Source organism: Neoroseomonas lacus, assembly GCF_014644535.1.
Classification (GTDB): Bacteria; Pseudomonadota; Alphaproteobacteria; order Acetobacterales; family Acetobacteraceae; genus Neoroseomonas; species Neoroseomonas lacus.
The window spans coordinates 32,407-51,077 of record NZ_BMKW01000001.1 but is presented as its reverse complement, the minus strand read 5'-3'; the positions used below and the strand labels follow the sequence as shown (position 1 = coordinate 51,077).

Here is an 18,671-nt window from a genome sequence, read left to right as displayed (position 1 = left end):
TCGGCCCATACGCGCGAGGCGACCGATGGTGGAGCCGGAGAGGGCCTTGCCCCCCTCCGGACCACCCGCACCAAAGGCAGGGGGCCTTTTGGAATGCCGGCCCCGGGCGCCGGCCATGGCAGGTGCGCGCGACGTGAAATGATGGATCGGGGGCCCTCGTTCGTGATACGTTCCCACCACGGTGCGGAGACGTGCGTCCGCGGGAAAGATCCGGGCAACACGGATCTGCATGAGCAAAAATAACGCAAGAACAATGCATTGCGGGCAGTTTCGCGGCAAATTGGCCGCGCGCCCCGGCCGCCGTGGCCCAGTAAAATCCTAAAATCCTAAAATCTTAAAGTTCATAAAATCAGCCGCTTAGGTCATCTGCCGGGCCGCCCTTCGGCTACCCGCACGCCTTCGGTGCCCGGCGCTACGTCAAGGTATCCAGAGGCCCCTGGGGCTTTGGAGGGGCAGAGCCCCTCCAACGTCCAACCTCACACCTTCACTGTCTTCGGCAACCCCTTCAGCGCATCCGTCGTGTCGAAATCCCGCAACACGGCGTCATCGGCCATCTCGACTTCCACCATCCGGTCGGCGTGCTTGCCCACCAGGTGCCGCGCGCCGACATCGCCCGTGATGGTCAGGATCTCCGCCAGGAATTCCCGGCTCCAGAGCATCGGGTTGCCCTGCTTGCCGCGGAAGGTCGGCATGACGATGGCGCGGCCTTCCTCAGGGTCGAAGGCGGCGATCAGCCGGTCCAGCATCGGCCCGGCGACCAGTGGCATGTCGCCCAGGCAGACCAGAAAGCCCTCGACATCTGTCGGCAGCGCCGCGAGTCCGGCCTTGAGCGATGCGGACAACCCCTCGGCATAGTCATCGGCATGGGCGATCAGCACCGGCCGGTTCGCCAGCGCTTCCTCGACCCGGTCGCGTTCATGCCCGGTCACCACCACGACGGGGCGCGCGTGGCTCGCGAGCACATTGTCGATGACGCGCGCGACCATCGCCACGCCCTGGGTATCGGCCACCAGCAGCTTGTTCAGCGGCGCCATCCGGCGAGACCGCCCGGCGGCCAGCACCACCGCGGCGACGCGTCGGGCGCGGCGTGGCGCGAGGGCGGGTGGCGGCATCCGCGGCGCCTGTTCGCGCGGCAGCGGGCGGACCTCGATCTCCTTCAGCAGCCCGCCAACGCCCATCGCCATGATGTCGTCGCCGGTGACGGTCAGCCCGGCGAAGACGCGTTGCAGTACCCAGTCGAAGCCGTTGAGCTTGGGGCTGCGCGCGCAGCCGGGCAGCACCATGGCCGGGATGTCCCCGATCCGCCCAAGGCACAACAAGTTCCCTGGATCGACCGGCATGCCGAAATGGGTGATGACGCCGCCGGCGCGCACGATCGCGGCCGGGCCGACATCGCGCCGGTCCACCACGGCCGAGGCGCCGGCGATCAGCAGCACCTCCGCCCCGGCGCGCTTCAGCCGGCCGAGCGCCTCGGCAACCGGGCCTTCCTCATGGCGGGCGCGCTCGACCGGCAGCATGGTCCCGCACAGAGCCTCGACGCGGGTGGCGGTGGCCTCCACCGCGCCTTCCATGACGCTTTCCTTGTCCTTGATGCCCGGAATCTCGGTAAGCACCAGCCCGACCTTCAGGGCACGAAAGGGATGGATGGCGAAGGGCGGGCCGGCGCGCCGCGCCACGGCCTCGGCCACGCCCAGCACCGGGCCAGGCACCGCGAAGGGGATGATCTTGATGGTCGCGACCATTTCCTTCGCCGTCACCACGCTGTGGTTGGGCAGGGTGGCGACGGTGACGCTCTCATCGACCGCGTTGATCTGGTCGATACGTTTCGCGTCGATCACCAGCAGCCCGGCGGTCTCGGCGAGCAGGTTGACCCGCCCGGTCGCCGCGCGGGATTTGGCGAGATGCGTCGCCAGGAGCGCCTGAGCGAGGCGTTCGGCCGCCTCGTCCTCGGGCACGTCGCCGGCTTGGAGGCGGGCGGTGATCACGTCGCGCTTGCCGGACTCGCGGATCGCGGCAATCGCCTCGTCGTCGAGCACCGTGCCCTTCTTGAGCACCTTTCCGGTGAGCCGGAGCGAATGGGCGAGAACGGCGCCCTTGGCTTCATCGATCGGCGTCGGGCCAAAGATCATGCGGAGATGCCAATGCTGACGCGGCCTTCGGCCGGCGCGGGGAGGGGGCGCGGGGCGCCGAGCGTGGCGCCGCGTCGCGCGGCGACGATCTCGGCCATGACCGACAGCGCGATCTCAGGCGCGGTGACCGCCTCGATGTCGAGCCCCACCGGGGCGTGGATGCGCGCGATTGCCGCCCCACCATGGCCCAGCTCGTTCAGGCGGGCGACGCGCTTGGCGTGCGTCCGACGGCTGCCCAGCGCGCCGATGTAGAATGCGTCCGACTTCAGCGCGGCATCGAGCGCGGGGTCATCGAGCTTTGGATCATGCGTCAACGTTACCACGGCAGTGCGCGCATCGGGCTTCAGCGTCGCCATGGCTTCATCCGGCCAGTCGGTGTTCAGCGAGACGCCGGGCAGGCGTTCCTCCGTCGCGAAGGCGCGGCGCGGGTCGACCACGATCATCTGGAAGCCGAGCGGGGCGGCCATCGGCGCCATCGCCTGAGCGATATGCACCGCGCCGACCACGATGATGCGCAGCGGCGGGTTATGCGGGTGGATGAACCAAGGCTCGCCATCGACGCTGACGGAACCGGCTTTCTCCGAGCCGAGCGCGGCGTGGGCGGCCTCGGCCAGCGCCTCGGGTACGGTATCCTGCGGCCACAGATGCTCGGCCCCATCGGTCAGCCGCGTCAGCAGCACGACGGGGCGTTGCGCGGCGCGCTCGGCCTGCAGCCGGGCCAGGGTTTCCGCCTTCACGCGAGCGGCTCCACGAACACCTTCACCTTGCCGCCACAGGACAGCCCAACCTCCCAGGCGCGCTCATCCGAGACGCCGAAATCGAGCAATTGCGGCGTGCCCGAGGCCATCGCCTGCTTCGCCGCATCGGCCACCGCCCCCTCGATGCAGCCGCCCGAGACCGAGCCGGCCAGCCGCCCCGAGGCGGTCACCGCCAGGCGCGAGCCCGCCGGCCGCGGGCTGCTGCCCCAGGTCTCGACCACCGTCGCGATCGCCACGCTCTCGCCGGCCGCCTTCCAGGCCGCCGCGGTGGCGAGGATGTCCTCGGAATTCGTGGTGTCGGTCGTCATGCCGCCATCCTCCCGCGCTGCGCGCCGTGCCTCTCGGAAAGCGAGGCCACCAGGTCACGCAGGCTGTTCAGGTTATGCACCGGGCGGAAATCGTCCACATGGGGCAACATCGCCCGGATGCCTTGCGATTTGGGCTGGAAGCCCGCGAATCTCAACAGCGGATTCAGCCAAATGAGCCGCCGGCACGAACCGCGCAGCCGCCCGGTCGCCTCGGCCAGGCCCTTGGCACCCTCTCGGTCGAGCCCGTCGGTGATCAGCAGCACCACGGCGCCCTGGCCCAGCACCCGCTTGCCCCATTGCCGGTTGAACAGGTCGAGGCTCTCGCCGATGCGCGTGCCGCCCGACCAGTCCGGCACGATGTGGGAGATCATCTCGAAGGCGACCTCCGGGTCGCGATGCCTGAGCTGCCGCGTCACATTCGTCAGCCGCGTGCCAAACAGGAACGTGTGCACGCGGTCCCGGTCATTGGCGACCGCGTGTAGGAAATGCAGCATGATCTGCGCGTAGCGCGACATGCTGCCACTGATGTCGCACAACACCACCAGCGGCGGCGGCCGCGTGATGCGCCGCCGGCGCGCGAGGTCGAGAATCTCGCCGCCCGTCCGCAGCGACTGCCGCACCGTCGCCCGCAAATCCGCCACCGGCCCCAGCGGGTCCGGCCGGAAGCGCCGCGTGCGCCGCTCGTCGAGCGGCAGGACCAGTCGCTTGATCTCCTGCTTCGCCTCGGCGATCTCGGCCGCCGACATCGCCTCGAAATCCATCTCGCTCAGCCGCTCGCGCTCGCTGACCGTGAAGGTCATGTCGTGCTGCGGCGGCGGCTCGTCGGCCAGCTTCGGCTTCGGCTTGTTCTCCTGCATCGCCTCGGCGAGGCGACGGGAGGCCGGCGGCGGCTTCTCGTCCTTCGGCTTGTTGGCGTCCATCAGCGCCATGGCGGCGGCATGGGCTGCCGCCTCCGGGTCGCGCCAGAACAGCTGAAAGGCCTGGTCGAACATCTCGAAATGCTCGCGCTTGTGCACCATCACGGCGCGCAGCGCGGCATGGACCTGGCGGCGTTCGGCGAGGTCGATCTCGGTCAGCGCCTCGAGCCCGGCGATCGCCTCGCCGGGGCCGAGCGGCAGGCCCGTCCGGCGCAGCAGGCGGGTGAAGGCCAGCAGATTGTCGGCGAAGTGACCGCCGGGGGCCGCCGATGCACCAGCGGCGCGCGCCTGGGCTGCACCGATGATGCGGGCGGCGTCGCGGTCAGGAAACATGGGGAAAGGCCAGGGGAGGAAGACCTCCCCCGGACCCCCTCCCTTTTTTGTCTGTCACCAGGGCAGGGCCGACGCGACAGACCGGGCCCATCACGGCGCGGCCACCTCTGAAAGGAGGCGCGCGGCCTCGGCGCCCCGCAGCTTCGCGATGTCGTCCTGGTATTTCAGCAGCACGCCCAGGGTCTCATCGACGGCACCGGGCTCAAGCTCCTTGGCGTCCAATGCCGAGAGCGCCTGCGACCAGTCGATCGTCTCCGCGACGCCGGGCAGCTTGAAGTAATCGCCTTCACGGACCTTCTGCACGAAGGCGACGATCTGCGCCGACAGTTTCTCGGGCAGGCCCGGCGCCCGCACCCGCAGGATGGCGCGTTCGCGCACCGCATCAGGGTAATCAACCCAGTGATACAGGCAGCGCCGACGCACCGCGTCATGCACTTCCCGCGTGCGGTTCGACGTGATGATCACAACAGGCGGCGTCTCCGCCCGCACCGTGCCAAGTTCGGGGATGCTGATCTGGAAGTCGCCCAGGATCTCCAGCAGGAAGGCCTCGAAGGGCTCGTCCGCCCGGTCGAGCTCATCGATCAGCAGAACCGAGGGTTCGCCTTCCAGGGCCTGCAACAACGGGCGGGCTTGCAGGAAACGACGGTCATAGATGCCGCGCTCCAGCGCATCACGGTCTGTCTCCCCTGCGGCCTCCGCCAGGCGGATCGCCATGAGCTGCCTCGCATGGTTCCACTCATAGGCCGCCGCCGACAGGTCCAGCCCGTCATAGCACTGCAACCGCACCAAGTGCCGCGGCAGCATCTTCGCCAGGACCTTGGCGATCTCGGTCTTCCCAGTGCCCGGTTCGCCTTCGAGGAACAGCGGCCGGCCCATGCGGAGCGCGAGATGCACCGTCGTCGCCAGCGCCCGGTCGGCGATGTAGCCGCCAGCCGCCAGCAGCGCCTGCGTCTCCTCGACGCTGTGGGGCATGGTCACAGGAACATCAGCACCAGGATGACCAGCCAGATCACCGTGCCTGCCCAGGCGAGCAACGGAATGCCCAGCGGCGCCTCGGGCAGCAGATCGAAGATCGAGATTCCCGCCGGTGCGGGCGGCAGCGCACGCGGTGCGGCGGCGGCAGGTGCCGCATGGCCTGCCATCGCGGCGGCCGGGGCGAGTTCCTCGGCCGGCGGCGGCGGGGCGACGGCGGCGGCGAAGCGATCGAAGAACTGGTCGGACATCTGCTTGGCCGTGCTGTCAATCAGGCGGGCGCCCAACTGCGCCATCTTGCCGCCGACCTGCGCCTTCACCGAATACTTCAGCAGCGTCTCATCGGCGCTGATCTCCTCCAGCGCCACATCTGCGCCGCCCTTGGCGAAGCCCATCGCCCCGCCATTGCCCTCACCGGTGATGGTGTAGGAGATCGGCGCGTTGATGTTCTCGAGCTTAACCTTGCCGCCGAACTTCGCGGCCATCGGCCCGATCTTCAGCGACACCTTGGCCTCGAAGGCATCCTCGGCCGTACGGGTGACGGATTCGCAACCCGGGATCGAGGCACGCAACATCTCGGGGTCGTTCAGCGCGTCCCAGACCCGCTGGCGCGATGCTTGGATGTGGCGTTCGCCGCTCATGTCCATGGGGTGGTCTCCTGTCTGTCGGGCAAACTAGGGCCGGGGGCGGGGGCGGAAAAGGGGGGCGCCCCTCTTGTGGTGGTGGCGCGCGTCCTGCAAGGACGGCGAACGGGGTGCCGCCCCCGGGGCAACATGGGGGATCGAGCAACGATGCGTCTGGCCAGAGCCGTTCCCGCAATGATGCTGCCCGTCCTGCTGGCCGCGACGCCGGCGGCGGCGGCGGAGGCGGAGGCGAGCGGGGCCGATCTCTCCCTGTTCTGGGCGATACCCTTCGCCGGCATGCTGCTTTCGATCGCACTGATGCCGCTGCTCGCCGGGCATGTCTGGCATCACCATTACGGGAAGATCTCGGCCGGCTGGGCGGCGTTGCTGGTGCTGCCCTTCGCGGTCGTCTTTGGGCCCGAAAGGGCGGCCGGAGACGTCTGGCACATCGTCCTGCAGGAATACATCCCGTTCATCGCGCTGTTGCTCGCCCTGTATGTCACGGGCGGCGGGGTGCTGCTGAAGGGTTCGCTGGTCGGCACGCCCCTGACCAATGTGGCGCTGCTTGCCCTGGGGACAGTGATCGCCTCGATCATGGGCACGACCGGCGCCTCGATGCTGCTGATCCGCCCGGTGCTGCGCGCCAATGCCTTCCGCAGGCGCAAGACCCACACCTTCGTGTTCTTTATCTTCCTGGTCAGCAATATCGGCGGGTCGCTGACGCCGCTGGGTGATCCGCCACTTTATCTCGGCTTCCTCAAGGGCGTGTCGTTCTTCTGGACGACGACGCATCTCTTTCACGAATTTCTGTTCTGCGCGGTGTTGCTGCTTGGCGTCTATTACGTGTTGGATTCGATCGCCTGGGCGAAGGAGAAGGCCCATGCGCCAGCCCCTGGGGCGCGGGAGCCGCTGCGCCTCGAGGGGACGGTCAACCTCGCCCTGATTGGTGGCGTGGTGGCGATGGTGCTGCTGCAGGGCGCCTGGCAGCCGGGCGAGGTGACGCTGTTCGGCCAGCATATCGGCAGTGAGCGGTTGCTCGGCGTGGCGGTGTTCCTGGCCATCACCTATGCGTCGATCCGCCTCACACCGCCGGCACTGCGGGAGGCGAACGGCTTCGCCTGGGGCGCCATCCTGGAGGTAGCCAAGCTGTTCGCGGCGATTTTCGTCACCATGGCCCCTGTGCTGGCGATCCTGCGCGCGGGCATGGAGGGGGCGGCCGCACCGCTGGTGGCACTCACCACCAATGACGCCGGGGAGCCGGTGCCGTGGGTGTTCTTCTGGTTGTCGGGGTTGCTCTCCTCCTTCCTCGACAACGCGCCGACCTACCTCGTCTTCTTCAACCTGGCCGGTGGCGACCCCGTGCATCTGATGAACGAGGGGGCGCTGACGCTGACGGCGATTTCCTGTGGGGCGGTGTTCATGGGGGCCAATTCGTATATCGGCAACGCACCGAACTTCATGGTGAAGGCGATCGCCGAGGAGAATGGCGAGCGCATGCCCTCCTTCTTCGGCTATTGCGCCTGGGCGGTGGCGTTCCTGATCCCGCTGTTTATTCTTGTAACGCTGATCTTCTTCTGAGGAGGGCCGCATGCCCTACGTGATCGCCGACGACATCCCCGACGAACCCGCGGGCGTGCGGTTCCGCCGCCTGCTCGACCGTCCCAAGATCCTGCAGATGCCCGGGGCGCACCTGGGCATCGCGGCGCTGCTGGCGAAGAAGCAGGGGTTCGAGGCGCTGTACATGTCCGGCGCCGCCATGTCGGCGACCATGGGCCTGCCCGATCTCGGCATGATCACGGTCGATGACGTCGCCTGGCATATCCGCCAAGTGGTGCGCGCCTCGGCGCTGCCGGTGCTGGTCGATGGCGACACCGGCTATGGCGAGGCGCTGAACGTCATGCACATGGTCCGCTGCTTCGAGGAAGCCGGGGCAGGGGCGGTGCATCTCGAGGATCAGCTGCTGCCGAAGAAGTGCGGGCATCTGAACGACAAGAAGCTGGCCAGCGCGGATGACATGGCGGCCAAGGTCGCCGCGGCCCGCAAGGCGCGCAAGAACCTCGTCATCATCGCCCGCACCGACGCGGCGGCGAGCGAGGGCATGGACGGTGCCGTCACCCGCGCGCAGCGCTACCTCGATGCCGGCGCCGATGCGATCTTCCCCGAGGCGCTGACGACGAAGGAGATGTTCGTCGAATTCGCCAGGCGCATGCCGGGGGTGAAGCTGCTCGCGAACATGACCGAGTTCGGCCGCACGCCCTTCTTCACCGCCGCTGAGTTCCAGGCGATGGGCTATGCGATGGTGATCTGGCCTGTGAGCCATCTGCGGGTCGCCGCGAAGGCGATGGAGGACCTGTATGGCGCCATCACGCGCGACGGCGGCACGCAGAAGATGATCGACCGCATGCAGACGCGCGCCGAGCTGTACGAGACGATCCATTACCACGCGTATGAATCGCTCGATGCCAGCCTGATCCGGACCATCGTGCCCGAGGGTATGCCGCAGGTCTGAATGCCCGATCGCCGGCCGTCCCGTCCACGTCAGTCTACTGACCGGGATGGGTGGCGGTGCCCCTGGCGCCCGAAGGAAGGTGGCGGGCGCCGTGCGGGACGAGCACGGCTTGGCGTCTGCCCTGCCGGAGGGATCGCGGCGTGGCCCGCGTCATCCAAGCGTCGGCGGTAGTAAATTTTTCATGAATGAGACGAAACCCTGACGCAGACGACACGTTGGCGGGTTACAGGAGGTGCCGTACCGCCTCCGGAACACCTATGCAGCAGTCAGCCGAAGGAAATCTCATGCGCAATTTGCTCCTCACAACAGCGGCACTGGTTGGCGTCAGTGGCGCGGCTTCGGCTCAACATGTCACCGGTCTGTATGTCGGCGGCGGCGCCATGCTGAACTTCCTCCAGAGCAGTGACATCACGCTCGGGGCCGGTCTGAATGGCAGTGCGGCGACGACCGGCATGGGCAGCAGTGGTACGGTCGATTTCAACCTCGGCTATGGCGGTGCGATCGCCGTGGGCTACGGCTTCGGCAACGGGCTGCGCGCCGAACTCGAAGGCAGCTTCCGCTACAATGAGGTGGACGGTATGTCCGGCTTCGGCGGCGGCAGTTTCGGCCAGTTCCGCGGCAGCCAGCGCACCTATGGCGTAATGGCGAACCTTCTTTATGAGTTCGCGGTCAGCCCGCATTTCCGTCCTTATCTCGGCGCCGGTGCCGGATACATGTGGACCGAATGGCATGCCGTGCGCGGCACCAATTCCATCGCGCGCATCGGCTCGGATGATACCGACAGCAATTTCGCCTATCAGCTGATCGCTGGCTTCGCGGTGCCGCTCAACGAACGCTGGGCGCTAACCCTCGACTACCGCTTCATGCAGGTGATCGACCCCGAACTCGATGGCCTAGCGGCCCGCGTGGCCCAGCCGACGGCAGTCTCGCGCGGCAAGTTCAGCTCGGACAGCTTCAACCATTCGATCCTGCTTGGCGTGCGGTACTCCTTCGGCGTCGCCCCACCGGCCGCGCCGCCGCCCGCCGCGGCGCCCGCGCCGGCACGCACCTTCTTGGTGTTCTTTGACTGGAATCGCGCCGACCTCAACGATCGCGCACGCCAGATCATCGGCGAGGCGGCGCAGGCGCGCACCAGCCAGGCGGTAACCCGCATCGAGGTGAATGGCTATACCGACACGTCGGGTTCGGCGCAGTACAATCAGGGACTGTCCGTGCGGCGAGCCAATGCGGTTGCGGCGGAACTCGTGCGGCTAGGCGTGCCACGCAACGAGATCGTCGCCCAGGGCTTCGGCGAGACCAACCTGCTGGTGGCAACCCCCGACAACACGCGGGAGCCGCAGAACCGGCGCGTCGAGATCATTCTTCGCTGATCGCACCGGCGCGAACGCCTCTCCCCGGTTCGGCGCTAGGCGCCGGGCCGGGGTATCCTGTGCAGCTGCGCTCGGTCAGCGGGCAGACTGCGCCCGATGGCGGGCGCGTAGCGTCACTCGACCAGCAGATTGCCCAGGGCGAAGCTGATCGACGCGTCGTCGGCGACCAGCGGCCGGCCGACGAACTGGCAGAGATCGGCGATCTGCTGCGGGATCTCGCTCGCCTGATAGTAGGCCAGCGGCGTGCCGTGCTCCATGATCGACTGGATCGTCGAGACGATCGCGGCCTCGGGATAGTCGATGCCGAGGTCCTCCGCCTTGGCGCGCAACAGCACGGCGAAGTCCGCGGTGCTCGGGCCTTGGACGTGGATCTTGTAGGGCAGCCGGCGCAGGAAGGCTGGGTCCATCAGGTCGCGCGGCGAGAGATTGGTGGAGAACACCAGCAGCTGATCGAATGGAATCTGGAAGGACTGCCCGGTGTGCAGCTTGAGGAAGTCGATGCGCCGGTCCATCGGCACGACCCAGCGATTGAGCAGCGCTTCCGGCCGCGCCAACTGGCGACCGAAATCGTCGATCAGCAGCACGCCGTTCATCGCCTTCACATGCAGGGGGGCTTCGTAGAAGCGGGCCGTTTCCTCGAATTTCAGGTCGAGCATGTCGAGGCTGAGCTCGCCGCCGGCCGAGACGAAGGGCCGCCGGCAGGGCACCCAGCGAGGGTCGAATTCGTCCGCGAAAAGGCTTGATACCGTGCCGCGGCTGCTCTCGGCACCCAAACGGCGATGCACCGACGGGTCGAAGACCTTGACGATCTGCCCGCTGACCTCGAAGCAATGCGGCACCAGCACCATCGCCCCGAAGGCCTTGACCATGCGTTCGGCGATCGAGGTCTTACCGTTGCCGGGCGCGCCATAGAGCAGGATGGATCGACCCGCATTGGCGGCGATGCCAACTTTGGCGAGCAGGCTTTCCTCCACCACCAGGGGGTCCATCGCCGCTGCGACCGCCTGTGCGGTCACCAATTCCGAGCTGATCTTCTGGCGCAGCACACGGCGCGAATACTCATCGAGCGAGACGGGCAGGGGGCCGATATAGGCGTTGTTGGCGAAGGCTTCGACCGCCATGGAACGCCCGCGCGGGGTCAGGTCCACGCGCAACTCGCCGGCAACGATGCCAGGCTTGAGCTCGACCACCCCTTGCGCGCGGGCGGTCTCGATCAACACGGTGGCGAGGCGCCGCGAGATGGCGAGCACCTCGGCGATCGAGGCGGTGCTGCCCTGGCCGGTATTGCTGAGATACTTCACCAGCATGTCGAGCACGATGCGCATATCGATGCCGAGCTGCGCGATGCTGTCTGGCGGCGCTGGCAGGCCTTCCTGCAGATTGGCCACGGTGCTGGCGTTGAGCAGGCCCATTTCGACCAGCACGTCACCGAGTGGGCGGCCTGAGCGCGATTGCATCTCCAGAGCGTCATTGACGTCGTGGCGCGACAGCAGTTCGAGAGCGACGAGAAGGTCACTGAAGCGCAAGACGTCTCTCCGAGCATAATGCCGGGCGAGTCACGGCATTGTGTGGACGCTATCCGCGGCGGGCGCTCCGGTCTATCGTCAAGGCTCGGCCGGGTTGTGGCGTGGCGTTGATCGGCGCGGGCGATGGGGGCTTGCGCCGGAGCGGCGGCGGACCCATCCCTGCACGGCGCGCATGCTTCCCGTCCTGATCGGTTCCGAGATCTACCGTCGCTCCAGCTTCGGGCCCAAGCACCCGCTGGCGATCCCGCGCGTGTCGGTGACGCTCGACCTGATCCGCGCGCTCGGCTGGCTGCCCGAGGCGCAGTACCGCGACAGCCCGATTGCGAGCCTCGATGACCTCGCCCGGTTCCACGCGCCGGCGTATCTCGCGGCGCTGCAGCGGGCCGAGGCGACCCTGACGGTCAGCCCCGAGGAGCGCGAGCGCTTCCGCCTCGGCGCCGATGGCAACCCGATCTATCGCGAGATGTTCCGCCGCCCCGCCACCAGCGCCGGCGGCACGATGCTCGCCGCCCGGCTGACCGGCCAGGGCGGCGTGGTCCATGTGCCGGGTGGCGGCACCCATCACGGCCGGCCCGATCGGGCGAGCGGGTTCTGCTTCGTTAATGACGCCGTGCTTGGGCTGCTCGAATGGCTCGGCCTGGGGCTGACGCGCATCCTTTATCTCGACATCGACGCCCATCATGGCGATGGCGTCCAGGACGCCTTCCACGATGACCCACGCGTCTTCACCCTGTCGGTGCATGAGGATGGCCGCTGGCCCTTCACCGGCGCCGTGGGGGACCACGCCGGGGGGCATGCGCGCAACATCCCCGTGCCGCCGGGGTTCAATGACAGCGAGATGCTGTGGGTGCTGCATGAGGCGATCCTGCCGATCGCGCGCCATCTGCGCCCCCAAGCCATCATGCTGCAATGCGGGGCCGATGCGCTGGAGGAAGACCCGCTGGCCAGGCTGGCGCTGTCGAACAACGCGCATCGGGCGGTCGTCGCGGCGGTGGGGGCGCTGGCGCCGCGGCTGATCGTGCTCGGTGGCGGCGGGTACAATCCGTGGACGGTCGCGCGCTGCTGGGCCGGGGTGTGGGCACGCTCACCGGGCAGGCCATGCCCGAGCGCCTGCCTCCGGCGGCCGAGGCGGTGTTGCGCGGTCTCACCTTTTCCCGTGCGGCGGGGCGCAACCCGCCCGAGGCCTGGTTCACCACTCTCGTGGACCCGCCGCGTAGCGGCGTGGTGCGCGCAGTGGTGCGTCGTGCGGCGGCCGCGGCCATGGTGGACCTTCCCGCCCCACCACCTGACGTGGCATGAGTCCGCGCATGATGCTCCGCCGCGCCATGCTGGCCGCCCTTCTCGCCGCTCCCGCCATCGCCCTCGCCCAACCCGGCGTGGATCAACCGCAGGCGCGCCTGCCGACCGAGCCGCTGGTCATCCTGACCCGCGACGGACGGCGGCTGACCTTCACCGTCGAGATGGCGATCCGGCCGGAGCAGCAGATGATCGGCCTGATGTTCCGCCCCGAGGTGAAGGACGACGAGGGCATGCTGTTCGACTGGGGCAGCCCGCGCGAGAGCAGCATGTGGATGCGCAACACCATTTCATCGCTGGACATGGTGTTCATCGCGGAGGACGGGCGTATCCATCGCATCGCCGAACGCACCGTGCCGCAGTCGCTGGCGACCGTCTCGAGCCACGGGCCGGTGCGCGCGACGCTGGAACTTGCTGCCGGGGTGACGGAACGAATGAACATCCGCGTCGGCGACCGGGTGTTGCACCCGTTGTTCGGGACCGGCCCTTGATCCAGGCTTGAGGGCCTCGCCGCTACAAGATTGCTGCGGCCATGGTCAATGCATCGGGTTGGAGCCGCGGGCGAGCAGAGCCAGCCGCTGCTGGATCAACTGGAGTTCGGGCCCCTCGGTCAGCAGGGGCACGCAGCGTTGCGGCGGTTCGGCACCGCTGCCGCGTGGGGCGGGCGACAGGGAAGTAACGTTGGCAGCATCGTTGTAGTCGCGCTGCCAATCGTCGTTAAAGCTGCTCTCCGCAAGCGTGCCGTCGGCGATCAGAAGGGCATGCGCCTCCATCCACACGTAGTAATAAGCCACGCGCTCAAGGTCGACTTCCTGGACGATCGTCGTTCCGTTCACGAGCAGTCGCGCCGGTACCAGGCGGCCGTCAAGGAGGATGCCTTCGCCGGGGCTGACGCGCAGGTCGCGAATGGGCGAGCCCTTCATCAGGGCGCCGGCCCGGATGAGCACCGGGGCAACGGCAGTCGGATCCGGTAGTTGCGCCAGGTCGATGCGGCTGCGCCCGATTCGTAGCAGCGGCTGGCGGCACGGCATCTCATGCATGTCCATCATTAACTCGCCGGGCTGCAGAGTTTCGACCGGCATTTCACCACGCGCCGTCACGATCATAGTCCCGCCGACGAAGCAGGTGATGGCGGCGCTCGTCGCCTTGTTGTCGGCCACCGGCAAGGAAGGACTGCTACGCGTGGCCTCGGCGGGTCGACGGGGGTCGCGCGCCTGGCCGATGGATGCGAGTGGCTGGCCGGATGGCTTCAACTTGAACCTGCGCATTCTGACGCTTTCGCAATTTGGTTTGGTATCGCGGCGATGGGCGTCGCCTTGGCGGCGGCCTGCTTCGGCAAACACGCTCGCTGGGAGCTGCCCCAGGACAGCATTGATGCACCAGATCTAGCACCACAGGTTGTGCGGCCAAATCAAATTATACTGTGGCGCGAATGCCGGAAGATTTGATCACGCAGCAACACGGCACCGGTGCCGGCCGATCTTCCGGCATAGCTTGCTGCATGCAGCCCAGGCCTTTGGCCAGGTTGGTCATATCCTGTCGCGGAATGGTGAGTATGGATCTCATACCGATGGTCGACGTTACTGACCATCGGCGATCGCATTTTCCTGCCCTCAAACGCCGGGCGCGAATCTCCGGTTCACCTGGCTGCGTGCCACCGGCACGCGTTCGGTATGACCGCCGTACGCCCGGCGGGCCGCATTCGCGGCGGCGGCACGCATCAAGGTCCCGTGCCGTTGGTATCATTCGTCGCCGACTTGTTCTGCAGGCCGATGGAGCGCTTCGGCATGGGGAGCACGGTGCGACAACCGGGCCGATGCCGCCCGTGCCCGGGCGAAGCCGGAGATTCTGCGGCAACGCCGCCGCACCGCTTGCCCCCGGGCCGCCCCTTCCATAGGGTGCGCCGCGACGGGGCGTAGCGCAGTCTGGTAGCGCACTTGGTTTGGGACCAAGGGGTCGCTGGTTCGAATCCAGTCGCCCCGATTCGTTTTCCGAGGACGGCAAGCATGTCGCAGCACAAGGGCTTGGCCCGCATCTTCCAGCCGCCGAAGTCGGCGATGCAGTCGGGCAGGGGCAACTCGCATGGCTGGCTGCTGGAATACGCCCCGGCCGAGGCGAAGGTACTCGACCCGCTGACCGGCTGGGTCGGCTCGGGTGACATGAATCGGCAGATCCGCCTGCAGTTCGCCACGCGCGAGCAGGCGCTCGCCTACGCCGAGGCGCAGGGCATCGCCTATGAGGTGGAGGTCCCGGCCACGTCGGCTGCGATGAAACCCAAGGTCTATGCGGACAACTTCCGCTTCGGCCGCGCCGAGAACTGGTCGCACTGACCGCGCTTGCCCGTGTTGGGGTAAGGACGGGCGCCCTTAGCTCAGTTGGATAGAGCATCGACCTTCTAAGTCGAATGTCGGGGGTTCGAATCCCTCAGGGCGCGCCAATTTCCCTTCGACCGCCCTCTGTGGGACTCCGCCGAAATCCGTCGGGAGTTGGCCGATGCCGCATTCATGTCCGCGCCGCGCCGACGGGTTTCGCCGATGAGCGGCGTCCTCGCCCAGGCCCAACGCCACCTCCCTGCCGGAGAAGACTTCTTGCTGCTGCCGCCCGCCCAGCAGCCGGTCGCCTATGCCAATGTCGATGCCATATTCGCGACCCGCACGATCCGGCGCGGTGCGCGCTCCCGAGAATTGGCGCGCGGGGCGGAAATCGCGCCGCGCTACAAGGTCGGCGAGCGCGACTACGGCGTGTCCGACTATCTGAACCGCGGCCAGGTTGCCGGGCTGCTGGTGTTGCATGACGGCACCATCCGGTTCGAACGCTATGCGCTGGGCCTGGCCGAGGCGACGCGTTGGACCAGCATGTCCACGGTCAAGTCGCTGACCGCGATGCTGGTCGGCGTCGCCATGGCCGAAGGCCGGATCGGCAGCCTCGATGAAACCGTTTCGGCCCATCTGCCGGCGCTGCGGGGGTCGGCTTACGACGCGGTCACGATCCGCCACCTGCTGACCATGTCATCGGGCGTCCGCTGGTCCGAGGATTACACGGACCGCCAGTCCGAGGTGAACCGCTACAGCAAGTCGCTTGGCGACAAAGTGCCGGGTGGGGTGCTGGCGCTGATGCGCTCCCTGCCGGCGGAGGCCCCGCCAGGCAGCCGCTTCGCCTATTGCACAGGCGATACCTATGTCCTCGGCTGCCTGGTCAGCGCGGTGATGGGAGAGGGGCTGTCGGCCACCATGTCACGCGCCATCTGGAGCCCGGCGGGGATGGAGTTCGACGCCTTCTACACACTTGAATCCGATGGTGGGCAGGAGATCGGCGGCAGCCGCGCCGGCTTGGCCTTGCGCGATTTCGGCCGCTTCGGGCAGTTCATCCTCGAGGATGGCATCGTCGGCGATCGCCGCATCCTGCCGGAAGGATGGGTCGCGCAATGTGGCCGCCGCCATTTCGCGCTTGACCCCTCGGCCAATGGGTACGGTGCCGATGGCTATGGCTACAGCTGGTGGATCGACCCGGATGGCTCGATGGTGGCCGTCGGCTTTGCCGGGCAGAGCATCTACGTGAACCACGCGGCGCGGACCGTCATCGTCACGTTATCGTGCTGGCCGCAGCCGCCATTCGCCGCGGCCCATGGAATAGATTTCCGGACCGAGCGTCGGGCCTTCCATGCGGGCGTCCTCGCCGCCCTCGTCCGTTGAGCGGCTGGTTGAGCATGCGCGAGGGCGGAGGCTCCGCGAGACGAGCCGGCGTGCCACTTTCATCCGAGTCTTGAGGACAACGCGCCTCTGCGCGGCCCGGAAGTATGTCCGTCGGCATCGGTTCCCTCGTGCCGAAGACGCACGGGTTGCATGCTGAAAAGACATACATCCGATGGGCAGACAGAGGTCGGACAGTGCTGGCCAGTTGCAGCCCTATCATCATATTGTTCGATTATTGTAAGAATGCAGACATAGACCGCTCGGCTGCCTCGCAAATCAACTTTTTGGTTCAGGTTTCAGGGTCAATTTTTGCCGAGCCAGCCATGCCTGAGCCAATTGCACGCGACACTACGGGATGAGGAACGCTTGTGAACAAGACTTCGCCCGAATGCGGCCTTCCGGTCGGCACGATGGTGCTGACGCCGGCCGGCCAGGTGCCGGTCGAGACGCTGGCCCCTGGCGCCATGCTGCTGGCCATGTCGGGAAGTTCGGCCCCGTTCCAGGCGGTGGTGGCAGTACGTAGGCTTCGCTGGGATGGCCCGCTGATCAGGATACGGGCCGAAGCGCTGGACGACGGCGCCCCGCAGGACGACCTGTTGCTACCGCCGGGCCACGGCGTGTTGCTTGAAGGTGCGCTCGTCGCCGCCGGTTCACTCGTGGATGGCCTCGGGGTCGTGGCAGAACCTGCCGGGACGCCGGTCGAGATCGTGCAGATCGTCCTCGGAGGCCATGACGCCATCCTCGCCTTTGGCGCGGCTGTGGAATCAGTGCGACCGCACCCTGACGCACCCGACTGCGCGCCCCGCCGGAGCCCTGATGCCACGCTGCGCGCCCTGCTGTCCTGGCGGGCCGAGCATATGGGTTGGGTGCTGCGACAATCGACCGAGACCAGGCCGGAATTCGGCACGCTGCGTGACCGCCTCGAGGCCTTCCCGTTCACCTCCGCCGTACCGATAGTGCCCCCATTCCGGGATCCCGAATGACCCGGGTGCGGTGTAGACTGCCGCTACACGACCAGAGGATCCGCCATGACCGAACCGTGCATCGTCGGCTGGGCGCATAGCCCGTTCGGCAAGCTTGAGGACGCGCCCGATCTCGAAACGCTGATCGCGCGCGTGGCGCGTGCCGCCATCGAGGATGCCGGCATCGGCCCCGAGGAGATCGACGCCGGCTTCGTCGGGGTCTTCGGCGAGGGGTTCACGCCGCAGGGCTTCCCGGCCTCGCTGGTGCTGCAATCCTTGCCGGAACTGCGCTTCAAGCCGATCACCCGCTACGAGAATGCCTGCGCGACTGGCTCGGCGGCGATCCATGGCGCACGCGACTTCATCGCCGCGGGGCGCGGTCGCCTGGCGCTGGTGGTCGGGGCCGAGAAGATGACCTCGACCCCTGGGCCCAAGGTTGGCGACATCCTACTGACCGCCTCCTATCGCAAGACCGAGCAGGATATCGAGGGAGGTTTCGCGGGCGTCTTCGGGCGCATCGCCGAGGCCTATTTCCAGCGTCATGGCGACCAATCGGACGCGCTCGCCGCCATTGCCGCCAAGAACCACAAGAACGGCGTCGACAATCCCTGGGCGCAGATGCGCAAGGATCTCGGCTACGAATTCTGCCGCACCGAAAGCGAGAAGAACCCCTATGTCGCGCGCCCGCTGAAGCGGACCGACTGCTCGCTGGTCTCCGATGGCGCGGCGGCCCTGGTGCTCGCGGATGCCGAGACCGCGAAGGCCATGGGCAAGGCGGTGCGCTTCCGCGCGGCGGTGCAGGTCAACGACTTCCTGCCGATCGCCGCGCGCGACATCGTCCGCTTCGAAGGCGCGAAGGAAGCCTGGGCGCGCGCCTATGCTCAGGCCGGCATCACCGTGGCCGACCTCTCCTTCGTCGAGACGCATGACTGCTTCACCATCGCCGAACTGATCGAATACGAAGCGATGGGCCTGGCCGCGGAAGGCAAGGGCGGGCGTGCCGCGCTGGAAGGCTGGACGGCTGCCGGCGGCAGGTTGCCGGTCAATCGTTCGGGCGGGCTGAAGTCCAAGGGCCACCCGATCGGGGCAACCGGGGTGTCGATGCATGTGCTGGCATCGATGCAGCTGACCGGCGCGGCGGGCGCGATGCAGTTGCCCAAGGCCGATCTCGCCGGCGTCTTCAACATGGGCGGAGCGGCGGTCGCGAACTACGTCTCGGTACTCGAACGCGCGCGCTGACCATCCAACCTGACGGCCGTCAGGGCGACCCCGTCCC

At 67.6% G+C, this 18,671-nt stretch carries 17 protein-coding genes, 2 tRNA genes and 1 pseudogene; 12 read left to right on the top strand and 8 right to left on the bottom strand.

The window, feature by feature from the left end:
• Positions 1–476: 476 nt before the first annotated feature.
• The 6 genes from IEY36_RS00240 to IEY36_RS00215 all read right to left on the bottom strand — a co-directional run bounded on the left by IEY36_RS00240 (position 477) and on the right by IEY36_RS00215 (position 6,064).
• Positions 477–2,129, bottom strand: coding sequence for an NTP transferase domain-containing protein (locus IEY36_RS00240; RefSeq protein ID WP_188964912.1), 1,653 nt, complete (start codon positions 2,127–2,129; stop codon positions 477–479).
• A complete protein-coding gene (locus tag IEY36_RS00235) occupies positions 2,126–2,866 on the bottom strand; it encodes an XdhC family protein (protein WP_188964911.1) in 741 nt (246 codons plus the stop codon). Before IEY36_RS00235 ends, IEY36_RS00240 begins: the two co-directional genes overlap by 4 nt.
• Entirely contained in the window at positions 2,863–3,195 is a 333-nt protein-coding gene (locus IEY36_RS00230; RefSeq protein ID WP_188964910.1) for an XdhC family protein, read from the bottom strand. The genes IEY36_RS00235 and IEY36_RS00230 overlap by 4 nt, the downstream gene beginning before the upstream one ends.
• On the bottom strand, positions 3,192–4,445 hold the full coding sequence (locus tag IEY36_RS00225; protein ID WP_188964909.1) for a vWA domain-containing protein: 1,254 nt from the start codon (positions 4,443–4,445) through the stop codon (positions 3,192–3,194). The genes IEY36_RS00230 and IEY36_RS00225 overlap by 4 nt, the downstream gene beginning before the upstream one ends.
• 90 nt (positions 4,446–4,535) lie before the next feature.
• The gene (locus IEY36_RS00220) at positions 4,536–5,417 is read right to left on the bottom strand and encodes an AAA family ATPase (RefSeq protein WP_188965475.1); all 882 of its coding nucleotides are present in this window, start codon (positions 5,415–5,417) and stop codon (positions 4,536–4,538) included.
• A 2-nt stretch (positions 5,418–5,419) separates the two neighbouring features.
• Positions 5,420–6,064 carry an SRPBCC family protein gene (locus IEY36_RS00215; protein ID WP_188964908.1) on the bottom strand — a complete coding sequence of 215 codons (645 nt, stop codon included), beginning with the start codon at positions 6,062–6,064 and terminating at the stop codon, positions 5,420–5,422.
• 171 nt (positions 6,065–6,235) lie between these two features.
• Between IEY36_RS00215 and IEY36_RS00210 the strand changes: the two genes are divergently transcribed.
• The 3 genes from IEY36_RS00210 (at position 6,236) to IEY36_RS00200 (ending at position 9,919) form a co-directional block, all read left to right on the top strand.
• The gene (locus IEY36_RS00210) at positions 6,236–7,618 is read left to right on the top strand and encodes a sodium:proton antiporter (RefSeq protein WP_229680979.1); all 1,383 of its coding nucleotides are present in this window, start codon (positions 6,236–6,238) and stop codon (positions 7,616–7,618) included.
• Between the two features lie 10 nt (positions 7,619–7,628).
• The gene (gene prpB / locus IEY36_RS00205; protein ID WP_188964906.1) at positions 7,629–8,549 is read left to right on the top strand and encodes a methylisocitrate lyase; all 921 of its coding nucleotides are present in this window, start codon (positions 7,629–7,631) and stop codon (positions 8,547–8,549) included.
• Positions 8,550–8,833: 284 nt separating this feature from the next.
• Positions 8,834–9,919, top strand: a complete 1,086-nt coding sequence (locus tag IEY36_RS00200; protein WP_188964905.1) for an OmpA family protein — start codon at positions 8,834–8,836, stop codon at positions 9,917–9,919.
• A 113-nt stretch (positions 9,920–10,032) separates the two neighbouring features.
• Here the strand turns inward: IEY36_RS00200 and IEY36_RS00195 are convergent, their stop codons facing one another.
• On the bottom strand, positions 10,033–11,445 hold the full coding sequence (locus IEY36_RS00195; protein WP_188964904.1) for an AAA family ATPase: 1,413 nt from the start codon (positions 11,443–11,445) through the stop codon (positions 10,033–10,035).
• A 172-nt stretch (positions 11,446–11,617) separates the two neighbouring features.
• On the opposite strand from IEY36_RS00195, the pseudogene IEY36_RS00190 reads away from it, so the two are divergent.
• The 3 genes and pseudogenes from IEY36_RS00190 to IEY36_RS00185 form a co-directional block, all read left to right on the top strand.
• Positions 11,618–12,466: pseudogene (locus tag IEY36_RS00190) on the top strand (acetoin utilization protein AcuC); the annotation flags it as partial.
• A 77-nt stretch (positions 12,467–12,543) separates the two neighbouring features.
• Entirely contained in the window at positions 12,544–12,744 is a 201-nt protein-coding gene (locus IEY36_RS30480; RefSeq protein WP_229680976.1) for a hypothetical protein, read from the top strand.
• An 8-nt stretch (positions 12,745–12,752) separates the two neighbouring features.
• On the top strand, positions 12,753–13,232 hold the full coding sequence (locus tag IEY36_RS00185; protein ID WP_229680974.1) for a DUF192 domain-containing protein: 480 nt from the start codon (positions 12,753–12,755) through the stop codon (positions 13,230–13,232).
• 45 nt (positions 13,233–13,277) lie between these two features.
• Here IEY36_RS00185 and IEY36_RS00180 read toward each other — a convergent pair whose 3' ends face one another.
• Positions 13,278–13,901 (bottom strand): Hint domain-containing protein, encoded by a 624-nt coding sequence (locus IEY36_RS00180; RefSeq protein WP_229681066.1) that lies wholly within the window; start codon positions 13,899–13,901, stop codon positions 13,278–13,280.
• Between the two features lie 749 nt (positions 13,902–14,650).
• Here IEY36_RS00180 and IEY36_RS00175 point away from each other — a divergent pair.
• The 6 genes from IEY36_RS00175 (at position 14,651) to IEY36_RS00150 (ending at position 18,634) form a co-directional block, all read left to right on the top strand.
• Positions 14,651–14,724, top strand: a tRNA-Pro gene (locus IEY36_RS00175).
• A 23-nt stretch (positions 14,725–14,747) separates the two neighbouring features.
• Entirely contained in the window at positions 14,748–15,071 is a 324-nt protein-coding gene (locus IEY36_RS00170) for an ETC complex I subunit (RefSeq protein WP_188964901.1), read from the top strand.
• Positions 15,072–15,101: 30 nt separating this feature from the next.
• Positions 15,102–15,178 (top strand) — tRNA-Arg (locus IEY36_RS00165).
• A gap of 151 nt (positions 15,179–15,329) precedes the next feature.
• Positions 15,330–16,433 (top strand): serine hydrolase domain-containing protein, encoded by a 1,104-nt coding sequence (locus IEY36_RS00160; protein WP_229680972.1) that lies wholly within the window; start codon positions 15,330–15,332, stop codon positions 16,431–16,433.
• Between the two features lie 368 nt (positions 16,434–16,801).
• Positions 16,802–17,416 (top strand): Hint domain-containing protein, encoded by a 615-nt coding sequence (locus IEY36_RS00155; protein ID WP_188964899.1) that lies wholly within the window; start codon positions 16,802–16,804, stop codon positions 17,414–17,416.
• A gap of 45 nt (positions 17,417–17,461) precedes the next feature.
• Entirely contained in the window at positions 17,462–18,634 is a 1,173-nt protein-coding gene (locus tag IEY36_RS00150) for an acetyl-CoA acetyltransferase (RefSeq protein ID WP_188964898.1), read from the top strand.
• Positions 18,635–18,671 lie beyond the last annotated feature (37 nt).